Source organism: Bacillus sp. FJAT-45066 (assembly GCF_002335755.1).
GTDB lineage: Bacteria > Bacillota > Bacilli > Bacillales > Bacillaceae_I > Bacillus_CD > Bacillus_CD alkalisoli.
Map to the genome: position 1 here is coordinate 717,368 of NZ_NISQ01000001.1, position 16,352 is coordinate 733,719.

The 16,352-nt window shown below is 38.0% G+C and carries 17 protein-coding genes and 1 riboswitch; all 17 genes read left to right on the forward strand.

Translation table 11 applies throughout. From position 1 onward, the window contains the following. Window positions 1-150: 150 nt before the first annotated feature. Window positions 151-1,335 (forward strand): phosphopentomutase, encoded by a 1,185-nt coding sequence (gene deoB / locus CDZ92_RS03660; RefSeq protein WP_096153632.1) that lies wholly within the window; start codon window positions 151-153, stop codon window positions 1,333-1,335. A gap of 14 nt (window positions 1,336-1,349) precedes the next feature. Then, window positions 1,350-2,150 (forward strand): purine-nucleoside phosphorylase, encoded by an 801-nt coding sequence (locus CDZ92_RS03665; RefSeq protein WP_096153633.1) that lies wholly within the window; start codon window positions 1,350-1,352, stop codon window positions 2,148-2,150. 229 nt (window positions 2,151-2,379) lie between these two features. Next, entirely contained in the window at window positions 2,380-3,684 is a 1,305-nt protein-coding gene (locus CDZ92_RS03670) for a pyrimidine-nucleoside phosphorylase (RefSeq protein ID WP_141395195.1), read from the forward strand. 201 nt (window positions 3,685-3,885) lie between these two features. Then, entirely contained in the window at window positions 3,886-5,052 is a 1,167-nt protein-coding gene (locus CDZ92_RS03675) for a D-alanyl-D-alanine carboxypeptidase family protein (protein WP_096153637.1), read from the forward strand. Window positions 5,053-5,186: 134 nt separating this feature from the next. After that, window positions 5,187-5,537, forward strand: a complete 351-nt coding sequence (gene spoIIAA / locus CDZ92_RS03680) for an anti-sigma F factor antagonist (protein ID WP_096153638.1) — start codon at window positions 5,187-5,189, stop codon at window positions 5,535-5,537. Further along, on the forward strand, window positions 5,537-5,977 hold the full coding sequence (gene spoIIAB, locus CDZ92_RS03685; RefSeq protein WP_096153640.1) for an anti-sigma F factor: 441 nt from the start codon (window positions 5,537-5,539) through the stop codon (window positions 5,975-5,977). Before spoIIAA ends, spoIIAB begins: the two co-directional genes overlap by 1 nt. Window positions 5,978-5,990: 13 nt before the next feature. Then, window positions 5,991-6,749 carry an RNA polymerase sporulation sigma factor SigF gene (sigF, locus tag CDZ92_RS03690; protein WP_096153641.1) on the forward strand — a complete coding sequence of 253 codons (759 nt, stop codon included), beginning with the start codon at window positions 5,991-5,993 and terminating at the stop codon, window positions 6,747-6,749. 869 nt (window positions 6,750-7,618) lie between these two features. After that, on the forward strand, window positions 7,619-8,239 hold the full coding sequence (locus tag CDZ92_RS03695; protein ID WP_096153643.1) for a stage V sporulation protein AA: 621 nt from the start codon (window positions 7,619-7,621) through the stop codon (window positions 8,237-8,239). Beyond that, the gene (locus CDZ92_RS03700) at window positions 8,229-8,651 is read left to right on the forward strand and encodes a stage V sporulation protein AB (protein WP_096153645.1); all 423 of its coding nucleotides are present in this window, start codon (window positions 8,229-8,231) and stop codon (window positions 8,649-8,651) included. Before CDZ92_RS03695 ends, CDZ92_RS03700 begins: the two co-directional genes overlap by 11 nt. A 15-nt stretch (window positions 8,652-8,666) precedes the next feature. Next, a complete protein-coding gene (gene spoVAC / locus CDZ92_RS03705) occupies window positions 8,667-9,122 on the forward strand; it encodes a stage V sporulation protein AC (protein ID WP_096153646.1) in 456 nt (151 codons plus the stop codon). Between the two features lie 17 nt (window positions 9,123-9,139). After that, window positions 9,140-10,153 (forward strand): stage V sporulation protein AD, encoded by a 1,014-nt coding sequence (gene spoVAD, locus CDZ92_RS03710; protein WP_096153648.1) that lies wholly within the window; start codon window positions 9,140-9,142, stop codon window positions 10,151-10,153. Beyond that, window positions 10,154-10,504: a stage V sporulation protein AE gene (gene spoVAE / locus CDZ92_RS03715; protein WP_096153650.1), complete on the forward strand. Its 351-nt coding sequence runs from the start codon at window positions 10,154-10,156 to the stop codon at window positions 10,502-10,504. Window positions 10,505-10,511: 7 nt separating this feature from the next. After that, a complete protein-coding gene (locus CDZ92_RS03720) occupies window positions 10,512-11,126 on the forward strand; it encodes a stage V sporulation protein AE (RefSeq protein ID WP_096153651.1) in 615 nt (204 codons plus the stop codon). After that, window positions 11,071-12,543 carry a spore germination protein gene (locus tag CDZ92_RS03725; RefSeq protein ID WP_096153653.1) on the forward strand — a complete coding sequence of 491 codons (1,473 nt, stop codon included), beginning with the start codon at window positions 11,071-11,073 and terminating at the stop codon, window positions 12,541-12,543. The genes CDZ92_RS03720 and CDZ92_RS03725 overlap by 56 nt, the downstream gene beginning before the upstream one ends. A 281-nt stretch (window positions 12,544-12,824) precedes the next feature. Beyond that, complete coding sequence (lysA, locus tag CDZ92_RS03730; protein ID WP_096153655.1) at window positions 12,825-14,144, forward strand: diaminopimelate decarboxylase; 1,320 nt, start codon at window positions 12,825-12,827, stop codon at window positions 14,142-14,144. Window positions 14,145-14,296: 152 nt separating this feature from the next. Then, window positions 14,297-14,734: a peptidylprolyl isomerase gene (locus CDZ92_RS03735; RefSeq protein ID WP_096153657.1), complete on the forward strand. Its 438-nt coding sequence runs from the start codon at window positions 14,297-14,299 to the stop codon at window positions 14,732-14,734. A gap of 251 nt (window positions 14,735-14,985) precedes the next feature. Continuing rightward, a riboswitch (FMN riboswitch) is annotated at window positions 14,986-15,138 on the forward strand. A 125-nt stretch (window positions 15,139-15,263) separates the two neighbouring features. Further along, entirely contained in the window at window positions 15,264-16,349 is a 1,086-nt protein-coding gene (gene ribD / locus CDZ92_RS03740; RefSeq protein ID WP_096153659.1) for a bifunctional diaminohydroxyphosphoribosylaminopyrimidine deaminase/5-amino-6-(5-phosphoribosylamino)uracil reductase RibD, read from the forward strand. The last annotated feature ends 3 nt before the right edge of the window (window positions 16,350-16,352 follow it).

Sequence of the window (16,352 nt, forward strand, 5' to 3'; positions counted from 1 at the left end):
TCGTAGACTCCTGCGGGAATAGCGGGTAACGGGAGACCCCGCAGGAGCGAAGGCGACGAGGAGGCTCCCGGCCCGCCCGCGGAAAGCGAAGATATGCGCGGAAATCAACAGCGGTGTTTAATAGAGCCTAAAACTTAAGGAGGTTTCACTTTGAGTTCTTATACATATAAACGTATTTTTTTAATTGTGATGGATTCAGTAGGTATTGGCGAGGCGCCAGATGCAAAAGAATTTGGGGATGCAGGTTCTGATACGATTGGAAACATTGCACTGCATATGAACGGACTTCACATGCCGAACATAGCACAACTGGGTTTAAGCAATATCCGTGAAATTAAAGGAATTGAAAAAGCCCAAAAGCCACTTGCATTCTATACAAAAATGGAAGAAGCATCAACAGGTAAAGACACAATGACTGGTCACTGGGAGTTAATGGGATTAAGAATTGATACGCCGTTCCGCGTTTTCCCTGAAGGTTTCCCAGATGAATTATTAAATGAACTGGAAGCTCGTACTGGTCGTAAAATCATCGGTAACAAGCCTGCTTCTGGAACAGAAATACTTGATGAACTTGGCAAAGAGCACATGGAAACAGGGGCCATAATCGTTTACACGTCCGCGGATTCTGTATTACAAATTGCAGCTCATGAAGACATTGTTCCGATTGAAGAACTTTATGATATTTGTAAAATTGCACGTGAACTAACACTAGATGAGAAATATATGGTTGGTAGAATTATTGCACGTCCTTTCTTAGGAACACCTGGTGATTTCAAACGCACATCGAACCGTCATGATTACGCACTAAAACCATTTGAAAGAACCGTTATGAATGAATTAAAAGATTCTGGCTTTGACGTCATTTCTATCGGAAAAATTGCCGACATTTATGATGGAGAAGGGGTTACTAACTCTCTTCGCACTGTTTCCAACATGGACGGCATGGATAAAATCGTTGATACGGTAGAAATGGACTTCACAGGTTTAAGTTTCTTAAACTTAGTAGATTTTGATGCTGTTTTCGGACACCGTCGTGATCCAGAAGGTTATGGTAAAGCGTTAGAAGAATTTGATGCCCGCCTACCGGAAGTTATTTCAAACTTAAAAGAAAACGACCTTTTAATTATTACAGCAGACCATGGTAACGATCCAACGTTCCCAGGCACAGACCATACGCGTGAATATGTACCGCTACTAGTTTACTCACCTTCTATGACAGAAGGAAAAGAATTAGAAATAAGAAAAACATTTGCAGATGTTGGAGCAACAGTGGCTGACAACTTTAATGTAAAAATGCCAAAGCACGGCGAAAGCTTTTTGCCAAATCTAAAATAGGAGGACAACTGTCCATGAATAATTCTGTTTCATTTATTAAAGAAAAATTAACAAATACACCGACAATCGGTTTAATTTTAGGCTCTGGCTTAGGAGTTTTAGCAGAAGAAATTCAATCACCAATCGTCATTCCATATAGCGAAATTCCTGATTTCCCAGTTTCAACAGTAGAAGGTCATGCTGGTCAACTTGTAATTGGTGAATTAGAAGGGAAAACAGTTATTGCCATGCAAGGTCGTTTCCACTTCTATGAAGGATACTCCATGGAAAAGGTAACATTCCCAGTTCGCGTAATGAAACTTTTAGGAGTAGAAACAGTTATTGTTACAAATGCTGCAGGTGGAGTAAATACTTCTTTTGAAGCTGGCGACTTAATGATTATTACAGATCATATTAATAACATGGGGACAAACCCATTAATCGGTCCTAACGATGCGCAGTTCGGTGCACGTTTCCCTGATATGTCCACTGCATATTGCAAAGACTTACAAAAATTAGCGAAAGCTACTGCTGAAAAATTAGGCATTAAAGTACAAGAGGGAGTATATGTTGGAAACACTGGACCAACATACGAAACACCTGCTGAAGTTCGCATGCTACGTACTTGGGGTGGAGATGCAGTTGGAATGTCAACAGTTCCAGAAGTAATCATTGCTCGTCATAGCGGTATGAAAGTTCTAGGTATTTCTTGTATTTCGAACATGGCTGCAGGTATTCTAGACCAACCATTAACACACGACGAAGTAATGGAAACAACAGAAATGGTTCGCGCAAACTTCCTTGGTCTAGTAAAAACTATTATCAAAGATATGTAATTTTTAATGAGCAATTAGTTAAGTCCGTTTCATAATGTATGACTACTATACGAAAAACGAATGATAGAAGCATATTTTGTATTAAGATACCTTAATTAACGTACATATTATTGTATATTATACTAAAATATTCGTTTTTCACTAAACGAACCGTAATTTTGAAATGGATTCAGTTGTATAAGCAAATTGCTCGAATTACTTAAATATAGAGAGAAAGCTGGTGTTCCGCATGAGAATGGTTGACTTAATCGAGAAAAAACGTGACGGAAAAGAACTATCTACAGAAGAAATTAACTTTATTATAAACGGTTTTACAGACGGCTCTATCCCGGATTATCAAATGAGTGCTTTAAACATGGCAATCTTTTTTAAAGGCATGACAGACCAAGAGCGTGCAGACTTAACAATGGCTATGGTTAACTCGGGTGACACGATAGACTTATCGGCAATAGAAGGAATTAAAGTAGACAAACATAGTACTGGCGGAGTTGGCGATACAACTACTTTAGTATTAGCACCACTTGTAGCAGCGTTAGGTGTCCCTGTTGCAAAAATGTCTGGCCGTGGTTTAGGTCACACAGGTGGAACAATTGACAAACTAGAAGCGGTTCCAGGTTTCCACGTGGAAATTGACAACCAACAATTCATCGACTTAGTAAATAAAAATAAAGTAGCTGTAATCGGTCAAAGTGGAAATTTAACTCCTGCTGATAAAAAGTTATATGCACTACGTGACGTTACAGCAACAGTAAACAGCATCCCTCTAATCGCAAGTTCTATTATGAGTAAAAAAATCGCAGCGGGCGCAGATGCAATTGTACTAGATGTTAAAACGGGTGCTGGCGCATTCATGAAAGATTTAGATGAAGCGAAAAAATTAGCCAAAGCAATGGTAGACATCGGTAACAACGTAGGGCGTCGCACAATGGCTGTTATTTCTGACATGAGCCAGCCACTTGGATATGCAATAGGTAATGCTTTAGAAATTAAAGAAGCGATCGATACGTTACGCGGAGAAGGTCCAGAAGACTTACATGAACTTTGCCTAACTCTAGGAAGCTACATGGTATACTTAGCGGAAAAAGCGGACTCATTAGAAGATGCACGTACAAAACTAGAAGAAGTTATTAATAATGGGAAAGCACTTGAAGTGTTAAAGACGTTCTTAGAGGCACAAGGTGGAGATCCATCTGTTGTCGATAATCCATCTAACCTTCCACAAGCTAAATATGTAGTAGAACTAGAAGCATTAGAAGAAGGAACGGTATCTGAAATCGTTGCAGACTCGCTTGGCACAGCAGCGATGTTATTAGGAGCAGGTCGCGCAACAAAAGATTCTGTGATTGACCTTGCAGTAGGTATCGTTTTACGTAAGAAAATCGGTGACAAAGTAGCAAAAGGTGAATCTTTAGCTACCATTCATAGTAACCAAGAGAATGTCGAGGAAGTAAAACAAAAACTATACAACAGTATGAAAATTACAAATGGTAATGTTACAGTTCCACCACTTGTGTATGATACAATTTCGGAATAATAGAGATAATCGACTCGTTAAAACACCGTATCTTTTGTAGATGCGGTGTTTTAATTTCTATCACCTAAATCCCCCCAGTTCACTAACCTCATTTTAAAAAAATGCAATATAAAAATATCCATTATTTACTCACTTCTTTGTATATTTTGAATAATATTGGAAAAAATGTTAACTATGGACAAAGATTGGAGGTATTGGATAATGAAAAAATTCGTAATCGCTATTGTTTCATTCGTTTTTGCTTTATCTGCATACACAAATGTGACGTTTGCACAGGAACAAACAGTAGAATTAGCTAGCAATGCCAGGTCTGCTATTTTAATTGAAAGAGATACTGGACAAGTTTTATATGAGAAAAACGGGAATGAAAAGCTTCCACCCGCTAGTATGACAAAAATTATGACAATGCTTTTAATTATGGAAGCAATCGATAAAGGTGAACTAACGTGGGATGAGAAAATTCGTACGAGTGAACATGCTGCTTCTATGGGAGGTTCGCAAATCTTCTTAGAGGCTGGAGAAGAAATGACAACAGATGAAATGCTTCGCGGTATTGCAATAGCGTCTGGTAACGATGCATCGGTTGCAATGGCGGAACGTCTTGCGGGTTCTGAAGAAGCATTCGTGCAAATGATGAATAACCGTTCAGAGGAGCTAGGACTTAAAAATACAAAGTTCCAAAATCCTACTGGATTACCAGCTAAAGAACATTACAGTACTGCCAACGATATGGCACTCATCGCAAAAGAACTATTAAAGTTTGACGATGCAATTACGAAATATACAGGGCAGTACGAAGACTACCTTCGTGAAGATACGGATAAGAAATTTTGGTTAGTTAATACAAATCGCCTTGTGAAATTCTATCCAGGAGTAGACGGGGTGAAAACAGGTTTTACACAAGAAGCGAAATATTGTTTAACCGCTACAGCTAAAAAAGATGATATGCGTGTTATTGCTGTTGTTTTTGGAGCTCCAACTCCAAAAGACAGAAATGCACAAATTACAAAAATGTTAGACTACGCTTTTAGTCAATATAAAACACACCCAATGTTCGAGAGAAATCAAACTGTTGCGAAAGTAAAAGTAAGCAAAGGTGCGGAAAAAGAAATTGATGCTGTTACTTCAGAGCCGATTTCTGTTCTGACAAAAAAAGGTGAGAATATTGATGATGTAGTTCAAGAAGTGAAATTAAATACAAGCTTAAAGGCACCTGTAAAAAAAGGTGATGTGGTTGGCACCATCATGTTGAAAAAAGGGGACAAAGTATTATCTGAAAGTAACTTAGTTGCTGGCGCTGATGATCCTGAAGCATCTTGGTGGAAATTATTAAAGCGTACAATGGGTACATTTACCAAAGCATCTTAATAATTATTCCTATTTTTTATGACGAAACTGTAAAACGTTTAGCGAATTTACACTAGTTTTGTCATCGTAGAAGGAATCGGACAACCCTATATAGAAATGACTCACTGACACTGAACTACAAGGAGGAGCGTACAGTGAGTCTTTCTATTGATTTTGAAATTAAGAAAAATGTGTTACTCATTCGTCTGGCAGGTGAGCTTGATCATCATACAGCTGAGGCGTTGCGCGCGGAAGCTTCTGCCATAATTGAGGAACATTCGATTACACACATTTTATTAAACTTGGAAGAACTGTCCTTTATGGATAGCTCTGGCCTTGGTGTGATTTTAGGTAGATATAAACAAGTGAAAAATGTTGGTGGAGAAATGGTAATCTGCTCGATTTCACCTGCAGTAAAACGTTTATTTGACATGTCAGGTTTGTTTAAAATTATGCGTTTAGAAGAAAGTGAACAGCATGCACTGAGTAGATTGGGGGTGGCGTAATGAAGAACGAGATGCACCTTCAATTTTCTGCCCTTAGTCAAAATGAGTCATTTGCCCGCGTGACAGTTGCAGCATTTATTACGCAACTCGACCCGACGATGGATGAATTAACAGAAATCAAAACAGTTGTTTCAGAAGCAGTAACAAACTCTATCATTCACGGATACGAAAGTGATCCGAATGGAATTGTTTATATTTCAGTAGAGTTAGAGGATAGCGCGGTTCATATTACAATTAAAGACCGTGGGATTGGTATTAGTGATGTAGAAGAAGCACGTCAGCCATTATATACAACAAAGCCAGAGCTTGAGCGTTCAGGTATGGGCTTTACCATTATGGAGAATTTTATGGATTTTGTAGAGATTCATTCAGCACGAGACACAGGCACCACAATCCGCATGACAAAATACTTAGCCAAGAGCCAAGCGCTTTGTAATTAAGGAGTTATCGCCTATGGATGTGGAGGTCAAAAAAGAGCAACCTATCACGTATTTAAAGGACCATGAAGTAAAAGAATTAATTAAAAAAAGCCAAGATGGGGACCAAGATGCAAGAGATCTAATTGTTTCAAAAAATATTAGACTCGTATGGTCAGTCGTTCAACGTTTTCTTAATCGCGGCTATGAACCAGACGACCTTTTCCAAATTGGGTGTATCGGCTTGTTAAAGTCTGTGGATAAATTTGATTTATCTTATGACGTAAAATTTTCAACGTACGCTGTACCAATGATCATTGGTGAAATACAGCGATTTATCCGCGATGACGGAAGTGTGAAGGTTAGTCGTTCCTTAAAGGAGATGGCTAATAAGATTCGTAAGGCGAAGGATGAACTGTCTAAAAGACACGGTCGTGTCCCAACAGTGAACGAGATTTCGGCGTTTTTAGAAATTACTCCAGAGGAAGTAATCCTTGCCCAAGAAGCAGCTCGTGCTCCAAGTTCTATACATGAAACGGTATATGAAAACGATGGAGATCCTATTACTTTATTAGATCAAATTGCCGACCAATCGGAAGGAAAATGGTTTGATAAAATTGCTCTACGCGAGGCAATCGAAGAACTAGATGAACGAGAAAAGCTCATTGTGTATTTAAGGTATTATAAAGACCAAACGCAAACCGAAGTAGCAGAGCGGCTTGGTATATCTCAAGTACAAGTTTCCAGGTTAGAGAAGAAAATTTTAATTCAGATGAAAGACCGCATGGACGAATGACGTCTAAGCGGTTTTTTTATTGTCTGAGAGGGGATTGAAACACAAACTGAGTAGAATGAAACACAACTCGTCCAGATTGAAACACAAGCTCCGTAAATTGAAACACAAGTAAGTAGTAGATCGGTGAATTAGGCGGATTGAAACACAAACTGAGTAGATTGAAACACAACTCGCCCAGATTGAAACACAAGCTCTGTAAATTGAAACACAAGTAAGTAGTAGATAGATGGTAAAGGTGGATTGAAACACAAACTAAGTAGATTGAAACACAACTTGTCCAGATTGAAACACAAGCTCTGTAATTTAAAACACAAGTAAGTAGTAGATCGGTGAATTAGATGGATTGAAACACAAACTGAGTAGAATGAAACACAACTCGTCCAGATTGAAACACAAGCTCCGTAAATTGAAACACAAGTAAGTAGTAGATCGGTGAATTAGGCGGATTGAAACACAAACTGAGTAGATTGAAACACAACTCGCCCAGATTGAAACACAAGCTCTGTAAATTGAAACACAAGTAAGTAGTAGATAGATGGTAAAGGTGGATTGAAACACAAACTGAGTAGATTGAAACACAACTCGCCCAGATTGAAACACAAGCTCCGTAAATTGAAACACAAGTAAGTAGTAGATAGATGGTATAGGTGGATTGAAACTTAAACTAAGTAGATTGAAACACAATTCGTCCAGAATGAAACAAAAACCCATTTCATCCGTAATTCTCGTCTCAAATCAATTTTCCGGCCAGATAATCCTCCCTATCTAACATTCATTGGTAATTCTTCCCTCTAAAATTTCCTTTGCATGGTAAATTGGCCAATCATACATACTACAAATACAGAAATCTTTGTCAGGATGTGTTTGTGATGGAAAGGACCGTTTATATTCGAATGCGGCATAAAGTTCAAGCGCGACCAAACCAAGCTATTAAATTGAAAGATATTGCTCAAATCGTCGCAAGCCAAGAGGATATAAAACTCATTGGAGAAATCACATTGCATCACGTTAATATGAGTGACAATTCCATTGTAGTACTCGATGTTATGAAAGTGATGAAACAAATTGTAAGCGTAGATCCAGATTTAGAAGTACAAACAGTGGGTCCTGCACAAACGATTGTCGAGATAATTTACAAACAGAAAAAGTTTCGCCCTGCTTTTTTCGTTGGCGTTTGGCTATTATTATTTTTCGGTGCTGCACTTGCCATTATGAATTTTCACGAAGATGTAAGTATGAGAGTGGTGCATCAGAAGTTATTCCAAACGATTACTGGTGTAGAAGACGACAAACCGTTACTGCTGCAAATTCCTTATTCGTTAGGATTAGGTATTGGGATGATATTGTTCTTCAATCATGTGTTTCGCAAACGAATTAATGAGGAACCTAGCCCGTTAGAGGTAGAGATGTTTAACTATCAGCAAGACTTAGACAATTATGTTGTGATGCATGAGAACAAGGAAAGTATGAAAAAAATGCATGACAATTAGTGTGTTGTTTACCGTATTTCTTGGCCTAGCTGGTGGAATAGCAGTAGGGGCAGGATTTGTTGCATTTTTAACGGTATTAGGTGTTATTCCTCGATTAACGCAACTTTCAAAAACAAATAAATATATACACGCTTATGAATGGGGAGTTATTGGTGGTGCATTGTTTGGGAGTTGGATTAGCTTACATGATGTGAAGCTTAATCTTCCTTCATTGGTAACGATACCTATTGGTCTTATTTGTGGAATCTTTGTCGGTCTACTCGCAGCTGCCTTAACAGAAGTGCTAAATGTTCTACCAATAATGGCCAAACGTATAGGTGTGGAAAGTAAAATTGTAATTCTCTTAATGGCAATCGTATTTGGTAAAGTATTAGGTTCACTATTTCATTGGGTTGTATACGTAGATTTGTAAAAGGAGGAACATCCAATGCCAGATAAATTAAAGGACAGTTATTCTACGAATATAAAAAAATTTCAGCCAAAGCCACCTTATGTTATAAATTGCGTTAAAGCTTTTTTAATAGGTGGAGCTATTTGTTTATTAGGTCAAGGTATACAAAATTTCTATATGAATGTATTTCACTTTTCGGAAAAAGATGCAGGAAATCCAACAGTAGCAACACTTATTTTGATTGCTGCACTATTAACAGGGCTCGGTGTTTATGATAAGCTAGGTCAATTTGCGGGAGCAGGATCAGCAGTACCTGTTACAGGCTTTGCGAACTCGATGGCAAGTGCTGCATTAGAACATAAAAGTGAAGGATTAGTACTAGGTATTGCAACGAACATGTTCAAACTGGCTGGGAACGTTATAGTGTTTGGAGTAGTTGCAGCCTACGTGGTTGGCATCATTCGATATGTTTTTAATATGACATTTATGTAGGACAGGAGATGTAGAGCGTGAGACTTGTAGGCAAACAAACGTGGGTATTTCAGAATCCAATATACATTAATGCAACTGGTACAGCTGTTGGACCGAAAGAAGCGGCAGGACCTCTTGGAAAACTTTTTGATGAAACACATGATGAATTGCATTGTGGTGAAGACAATTGGGAAATGGCAGAAAGAAGGCTAATGGAGCAGTCTATACATTCTTGTTTAACAAAAGTAAATTTAACAACAAAAGATGTTGATTTTTTCTTAGCTGGTGACCTGTTAAATCAAAACGTAACAGCAAACTATGTCGCTAGGCATAATCAAATCCCTTTTCTATGTATGTTTGGAGCTTGTTCTACTTCCATGGAAACATTAGCTGTTGCCTCCGCACTTGTGGATGGGGGATTTGCCAATCGAGTACTAGCCTCCACAAGTAGTCACAACGCTACGGCGGAAAGACAATTCCGATATCCAACAGAATATGGAGGACAAAAGCCAGACAGCGCTACATTTACCGTTTCTGGTGCAGGAACGGCTTTAGTAAGTAAGGAAAAAGGAAAAGTTCGAGTTACATCTGCAACTATTGGAAAAGTAAATGACTTAGGAATAACAGATCCTTTTGATATGGGTTCCGCGATGGCACCTGCAGCAGCGGATACAATACAAATACATTTTCAAGATTTAAACATTCAACCAGAAGAGTACGATTTAATTTTAACGGGAGATTTATCAGGTGTTGGCAGTCCAATTTTAAAAGAACTGCTAATGGAAGAAGGATATGATGTTGCCACTCGACATAACGATTGTGGACTTATGATATATAGACCTGATCAAGGGGTGTTCGCAGGTGGAAGTGGTTGTGGTTGCTCTGCCGTTGTGACGTACGCTCATATCATGAAAGAGTTAGAAGAGGGTTCCTTAAATAAAGTGTTCATTGTGGCAACTGGTGCACTATTAAACCCAACGATGATTCAACAAAAAGAATCGATCCCAACGATTGCACACGGTGTTGTGTTAGAAAGGGTGGGTGGAGAATAAATGGAATACTTTATTGCATTTGTCGTAGGAGGAGCAATATGTGTTGTAGGTCAACTACTTATGGATATTTTTAAACTTACACCAGCCCACGTTATGAGTAGTTTTGTAGTAGCTGGAGCCGTCCTAGATGGATTCGGAATATATGATAAATTTATTGAATTTGCTGGTGCCGGAGCGACTGTTCCAATTACAAGCTTTGGCCATTCTCTCTTACATGGGGCAATGGAACAAGCAGATAAACATGGATTTATTGGAATAGGGATGGGGATTTTTGAATTAACGTCTGCTGGTATTTCAGCGGCAATACTATTTGCTTTTATAGTAGCAGTAATTTTTAAACCGAAAGGATAATTACTACATGAATAAAAGACGGGTCATTTTAGTTACTGATGGAGATGAATACGCAAAAAAGACAATTCAATATGTAGCAAAGTTGTTCGGAGGACGTTGTATATCAAGCTCGTACGGCAACCCAACTACTTTGTCTGGTGAAGAAATTGTACAGCTTATTTGTAAAGCTCCGAATGACCCTGTGTTTGTCATGTTCGATGATAGTGGATTTTTAGGGGAAGGTGCGGGTGAGAGAGCTTTGAAAAAAGTTGCCCGTCATCCAAAAATAGAAGTACTTGGAATCATAGCCGTAGCCTCTAAAACTCATATGTCTGAGTGGACAAGAGTTGATATAACGGTAGATCGTGACTTGAATGTTACGAATTATGGTGTGGATAAAAGTGGCATACAGGAGTTTGATATGGGAAGGATAAATGGGGATACAGTGTATGTGCTAGATGAACTAGCTGTACCAATTATTGTAGGTATTGGAGATATCGGAAAAATGGCTCGAAAAGACGATGTGAATAATGGAGCACCTGTGACACGCAAAGCAGTTGAAATCATATTAGAAAGGAATGGATATGATGTCTCACAATGGATTGGAAAAAATTCCGATATCACCGAAATTGTCGACGAATGAGAATTTTTTCAAAGATGAAGTAGGTCTTGATGTCAGTTTTGACTTAGGTGTCCGAAAAATAACTGTTCTAGGCAAAGAAATAAACATTTATTATGTAAATGGTCTTTGTGACACAATGTTTATTATTGAAATTATGGAACAGTTAGTTCATATCAATGATATAGAGAGAAAGTCGTATAAAGTTAGAGAAATCATTCATAACAGACTCGTTCACCAGCAAGTAGAAGAAATACAAAACTTAGATGAAGCGGTAGACCAAGTTTTAAGTGGCTTGATTGTTATTTTAATAGAAGGAGAATCGTCAGGATTTGTTGTAGATACTCGTGCATATCCTGGTAGAGGACCGGAAGAACCAGATACAGAAAAAGTTGTACGCGGTTCACGTGACGGTTATGTAGAAAATATCATTGTGAATACAGCTTTAACCCGTCGTAGAATTCGTGATGAAAGGCTACGTCATGAAATATTTCAAATTGGAGAACGTTCCAAAACAGATGTTTGTATTGCTTACATAAAAGATATTGCGGATGATGACTTAGTTGATATCGTACGAAAAGAAATGAAGGCAATTAAAATTGATGGCATTCCAATGGCAGACAAAACGGTAGAAGAATTCATTGTGAAGCAAGGGTATAATCCTTACCCTCTAGTGCGATATACAGAAAGACCTGATATTGCCGCAATGCATTTATTAGAAGGACATGTTATCGTTTTTATCGATAATTCACCGAGTGTTATTATTACGCCAACTACGTTCTTTCACCATGTACAACACGTGGAAGAGTTTAGACAATCACCAACGGTTGGTACCTTTGTGCGTTGGATTCGATTCGTCGGTATCATGGCTTCTATCTTTTTGTTGCCACTATGGTTTTTGTTCGTTCTTGAACCATCGTTATTACCAGAAGCACTTGCTTTTATAGGACCGAACGAGGAAACGAACATTCCGATAATTGCTCAAATATTTTTAGCGGATATTGGGATAGAGTTTCTAAGGCTAGCAGCCATTCATACCCCAACTGCACTTTCGACCGCAATGGGTCTAATTGCAGCTGTATTAATTGGCCAAATTGCTATTGATGTTGGATTGTTTGTACCGGAAGTAATTTTGTATGTAGCGTTAGCTGGTGTCGGATCTTTCACAACGCCTAGTTATGAATTGAGTGTGGCAAATAAAATAGCAAGACTTATTTTGTTATTGGTAGTTGCAATGTTCCATACAGTTGGATTTGTTGTAGGTATTACAGGGTTTATTCTACTATTAGCAAGCATTAAATCGTTAAATACACCATATCTATGGCCGTTCCTACCATTTAGACCAAAAGCATTGATGCAAATTTTAGTCAGAAGAGCAGTACCAGGGTCAAAAATACGTCCGAGCATCGTCCACCCAAAAGATCGATTCAGACAGCCTTGATGAATGAGCAAGCTATTTTTTAAAAGTTTGTTTAACAGAGCGCTAAAAATAAAAAATACCAACGAGAATCACGTCGAATTTCCTTGATACAAAAAGATGTTTATGATAAATTTAGTTTAATTAACTAAAGAACGAAAGACAGCTAAAAGAAGTTTTAGCTGTCTTTTCCAATATAAACAAGTTTTACGAGTTTGAACTAGTACAATTGCCCTGTCCAAAAATGTGACAAGCGAATACTGTACTAGAAAGAGCACAGATTATAACAGTTAGGGGTAGCGAGAATGCATTTTTATGGTAGCAGTTCGGTAAATAGCAAAGGACATTTAACAATTGGTGGAGTAGATACAATCGATTTAGCAACACAATATGGTACACCACTTTATATATTTGATGTAGCATTAATTAGAGAAAGAGCCAAACAGTTTCGTGACACGTTTTTAAACTTAGGTGTAAAAGCACAAGTTGCCTACGCTAGCAAAGCATTCTCAACGATTGCAATGGTTCAACTAGCAGAAGAAGAAGGTTTGTCATTAGATGTAGTTTCATCAGGTGAATTATTCACAGCATTAAAGGCTGGTTTTCCAGTAAAAAAAATTCATTTCCATGGCAACAATAAAAGTGCAGAAGAATTAGAAATGGCTGTAGTTAATAAAATTGGTTGTGTGGTAGTTGATAATTTTCTAGAGTTATCTCTATTAACGAGTATTTGTGCTAGACATGAATATAACATGCCAATCTTACTACGTTTAACGCCTGGAATTGAAGCGCATACACACGATTACATTTTAACAGGACAAGAAGATTCAAAGTTTGGTTTCGACTTACAAAGTGGGCAAGCATTTGAAGCGATGCAATTAGCTGAAAATTCAGCGCATGTAACGTTGCTAGGAATTCACTGTCATATTGGCTCTCAAATATTCGAAACGACTGGTTTTAAAGTGGCAGCAGAAAAAATGTTTGCAACATTGAACGACTGGAAAGAACGAGCAGGATTTGAGGCGAGGGTTGTTAACTTAGGTGGTGGGTTTGGAATCCGATACACAGAAGAGGACGATCCAATACCTGTTTCTATTTATGTAGAAGAAATTATCGGCCAAGTACAAAATTATATTGCCAAATATGATATGAAAATGCCAGAAATATGGATTGAGCCAGGACGCTCATTAGTTGGTGACGCTGGAACGACCATTTATTCGATCGGAGCAAGAAAAGAAATACCGAATGTTCGCACATATGTATCAGTTAACGGTGGTATGAGTGACAATTTGCGTCCTGCTTTATATCAAGCAAAATACGAAGCGGTTTTAGCAAATCGAGTGGAAGATTCAAAAGAAGAAACTGTATCTATTGCTGGTAAAGCTTGTGAATCAGGTGACATGTTAATTTGGGACATTGAGCTACCAAAAACAACCGAAGATGACTACTTGGCTGTTTTTTGTACAGGGGCTTACGGCTACTCTATGTCCAACAACTATAACCGTATTGCACGACCTGCAGTAGTATTCGTAGAAAACGGGGAAGCTAACTTAGTTGTGAAAAGAGAAAGCTTAGAAGACATAGTAAGACTGGACTTACCATTAAACTCAAAAGTGTTAAAATAACTAACAATTGGTGCCTACTTCATTGGTGAAGTAGGTACTTTGTTATGTTCAGATAATACGGGGAATTATCGGATTACTTTTCTATTTGTACAAAATATAGTACTATAAATAAGGTTACATAAAATAATGGTGAAAATTAGGAGGTTATACATATGAAAAAAGCTAGCATTCTTATGGAAAATGGCGAAACGATTTTAATTGACTTATTCGAAAACGAAGCATCTGGTACAGTTGCTAACTTCGAAAAATTAGCAAACGAAGGTTTCTACAACGGTTTAAATTTCCACCGCGTAATCCCTGGATTCGTATCTCAAGGTGGTTGCCCGAACGGAATGGGTACAGGTGGCCCTGGCTACTCAATTAAGTGTGAAACGGAAGGTAACCCTCATAAGCATGTACCAGGATCTCTTTCTATGGCACACGCTGGAAAAGATACTGGTGGAAGCCAATTCTTCATCGTACACGATTCTCAACCACACTTAAACGGTGTACACACTGTATTCGGTCAAGTAACTGAAGGACTAGAAACAGCGCTTAAAATGAAAAATGGCGATGTAATGAAAGAAGTTAAAGTTTGGGACGAAGCATAATATAAAAGTATAATCATCAGAGAAAAAGACTTAGCATTCGTGTTAAGTCTTTTTCTAGCCATTTGATTGTAGGTTTGCGGAGGGAATGTAATGCAAAAAACAAACTGGATTTTATTTGGTATTTTAGTAGGTATGTCGCTTGTTTGGGGATTAATTTACTGGTTCTTTATTGTGTGATTATTGAGTATAAAAGCATTTATGTTTCATAAGACAGCCCATGTATGCTATCATTAATTAATACAACTACATATAATGTCCTTCGGGGGTGGGTGGAATTCCCTACCGGCGGTGATGAAGTAAACTTTACTTCTTAGTCCGTGACCCAATTTCTTATTTATAGGAAATTGGTGGATCTGGTGAAACTCCAGGGCCGACAGTGAAAGTCTGGATGGGAGAAGGATTTAATTGCAAAAGTAGAAAAAAATCATATTTTTTTCTGCTTATTTGAGTATGCAATAAATCTAATTTTTACACCGAGGACAACTTTTCCTGGGTGTTTTTTATATTTGAAATGAGAGGTGGTGAGAGGATGAACCATTCTTTTTACATGAAATTTGCCATTGATTTAGCAGAAAAAGCGAGAGGGCAAACATCTCCTAACCCCGCAGTAGGGGCAGTAGTTGTGAAAAATGGAGAAATCATAGGATTTGGCGCACACCTTAAAGCTGGAGAAGGCCACGCCGAAGTGCTTGCGATGCAGATGGCTGGTGATAAGGCGGTAGGTTCGACAGTGTATGTTACATTAGAGCCTTGTAGCCATTATGGTAAAACACCACCTTGTGCAAATTTACTTATTGATAAGAAAGTATCAAAAGTTGTAATAGCTTCCCTAGATCCAAATCCGTTAGTTAGTGGAAATGGAGTTAAAAGGTTAAAGGAATCTGGTATTGAGGTTATTGTTGGTGTTGAAGAGGATTCTGCTAAAAAACTAAATGATGTTTTCTTTTATAATATGCAAACGAAGGAACCGTTTGTTACGGTGAAAACAGCTATAAGTCTTGATGGAAAAACGGCAACACATACAGGTGAAAGTAAATGGATTACAGGTGAAGAAGCACGCTATGATGTTCATACATATCGCCACTGGCATGATGCTATTTTAGTTGGTGTGAATACAGTTATAGCAGACGATCCTAGTTTAACAACTAGACTAGATAGTGGTGGTAAAAATCCAATTAGAATAGTTTTGGATACTTCTTTAAGGATACCAACTAAATCGAACGTTCTAACAGATAAAGAAGCTCCTACTTGGATTATTACTAGTCTGATGGCATCGCAAGACAAAATAAAAGAATTAAATAAAAATCATTTAGTAGAAGTAATCCAATTAGAATCTAACGAACTTAAAATAAGTGCTGTTTTAAAACTGTTAGGAAAACGAGGAATAACATCATTATTTGTTGAAGGTGGAGCGACTGTTAATGGAAGTTTCCTTAAAGAAAAGAAAATCAACCAACTTATCACCTATATCGCACCAACATTAATTGGCGGAGGAAAAGCACCTACCTCTTTCGGTGGAGAAGGATTTCAAAAGATGGTAGAAACGCTCTCCCTGTCATTCGAAGAAGTATCTATGATTGGAAACGATATAAAGATAATTGCCAAAATTAGATGACTC

What these genes read in the sequence shown, in the direction of transcription:
- CDZ92_RS03665 (WP_096153633.1), top strand. Translation starts at nt 1,350, where the DNA reads ATGAATAATTCTGTTTCATTTATTAAAGAAAAATTAACAAATACACCG.
- CDZ92_RS03670 (WP_141395195.1), top strand. Translation starts at nt 2,380, where the DNA reads ATGAGAATGGTTGACTTAATCGAGAAAAAACGTGACGGAAAAGAACTA.
- CDZ92_RS03675 (WP_096153637.1), top strand. Translation starts at nt 3,886, where the DNA reads ATGAAAAAATTCGTAATCGCTATTGTTTCATTCGTTTTTGCTTTATCT.
- spoIIAB (WP_096153640.1), top strand. Translation starts at nt 5,537, where the DNA reads ATGAAGAACGAGATGCACCTTCAATTTTCTGCCCTTAGTCAAAATGAG.
- sigF (WP_096153641.1), top strand. Translation starts at nt 5,991, where the DNA reads ATGGATGTGGAGGTCAAAAAAGAGCAACCTATCACGTATTTAAAGGAC.
- CDZ92_RS03695 (WP_096153643.1), top strand. Translation starts at nt 7,619, where the DNA reads ATGGAAAGGACCGTTTATATTCGAATGCGGCATAAAGTTCAAGCGCGA.
- CDZ92_RS03700 (WP_096153645.1), top strand. Translation starts at nt 8,229, where the DNA reads ATGACAATTAGTGTGTTGTTTACCGTATTTCTTGGCCTAGCTGGTGGA.
- spoVAC (WP_096153646.1), top strand. Translation starts at nt 8,667, where the DNA reads ATGCCAGATAAATTAAAGGACAGTTATTCTACGAATATAAAAAAATTT.
- spoVAE (WP_096153650.1), top strand. Translation starts at nt 10,154, where the DNA reads ATGGAATACTTTATTGCATTTGTCGTAGGAGGAGCAATATGTGTTGTA.
- CDZ92_RS03720 (WP_096153651.1), top strand. Translation starts at nt 10,512, where the DNA reads ATGAATAAAAGACGGGTCATTTTAGTTACTGATGGAGATGAATACGCA.
- CDZ92_RS03725 (WP_096153653.1), top strand. Translation starts at nt 11,071, where the DNA reads ATGTCTCACAATGGATTGGAAAAAATTCCGATATCACCGAAATTGTCG.
- lysA (WP_096153655.1), top strand. Translation starts at nt 12,825, where the DNA reads ATGCATTTTTATGGTAGCAGTTCGGTAAATAGCAAAGGACATTTAACA.
- CDZ92_RS03735 (WP_096153657.1), top strand. Translation starts at nt 14,297, where the DNA reads ATGAAAAAAGCTAGCATTCTTATGGAAAATGGCGAAACGATTTTAATT.
- ribD (WP_096153659.1), top strand. Translation starts at nt 15,264, where the DNA reads ATGAACCATTCTTTTTACATGAAATTTGCCATTGATTTAGCAGAAAAA.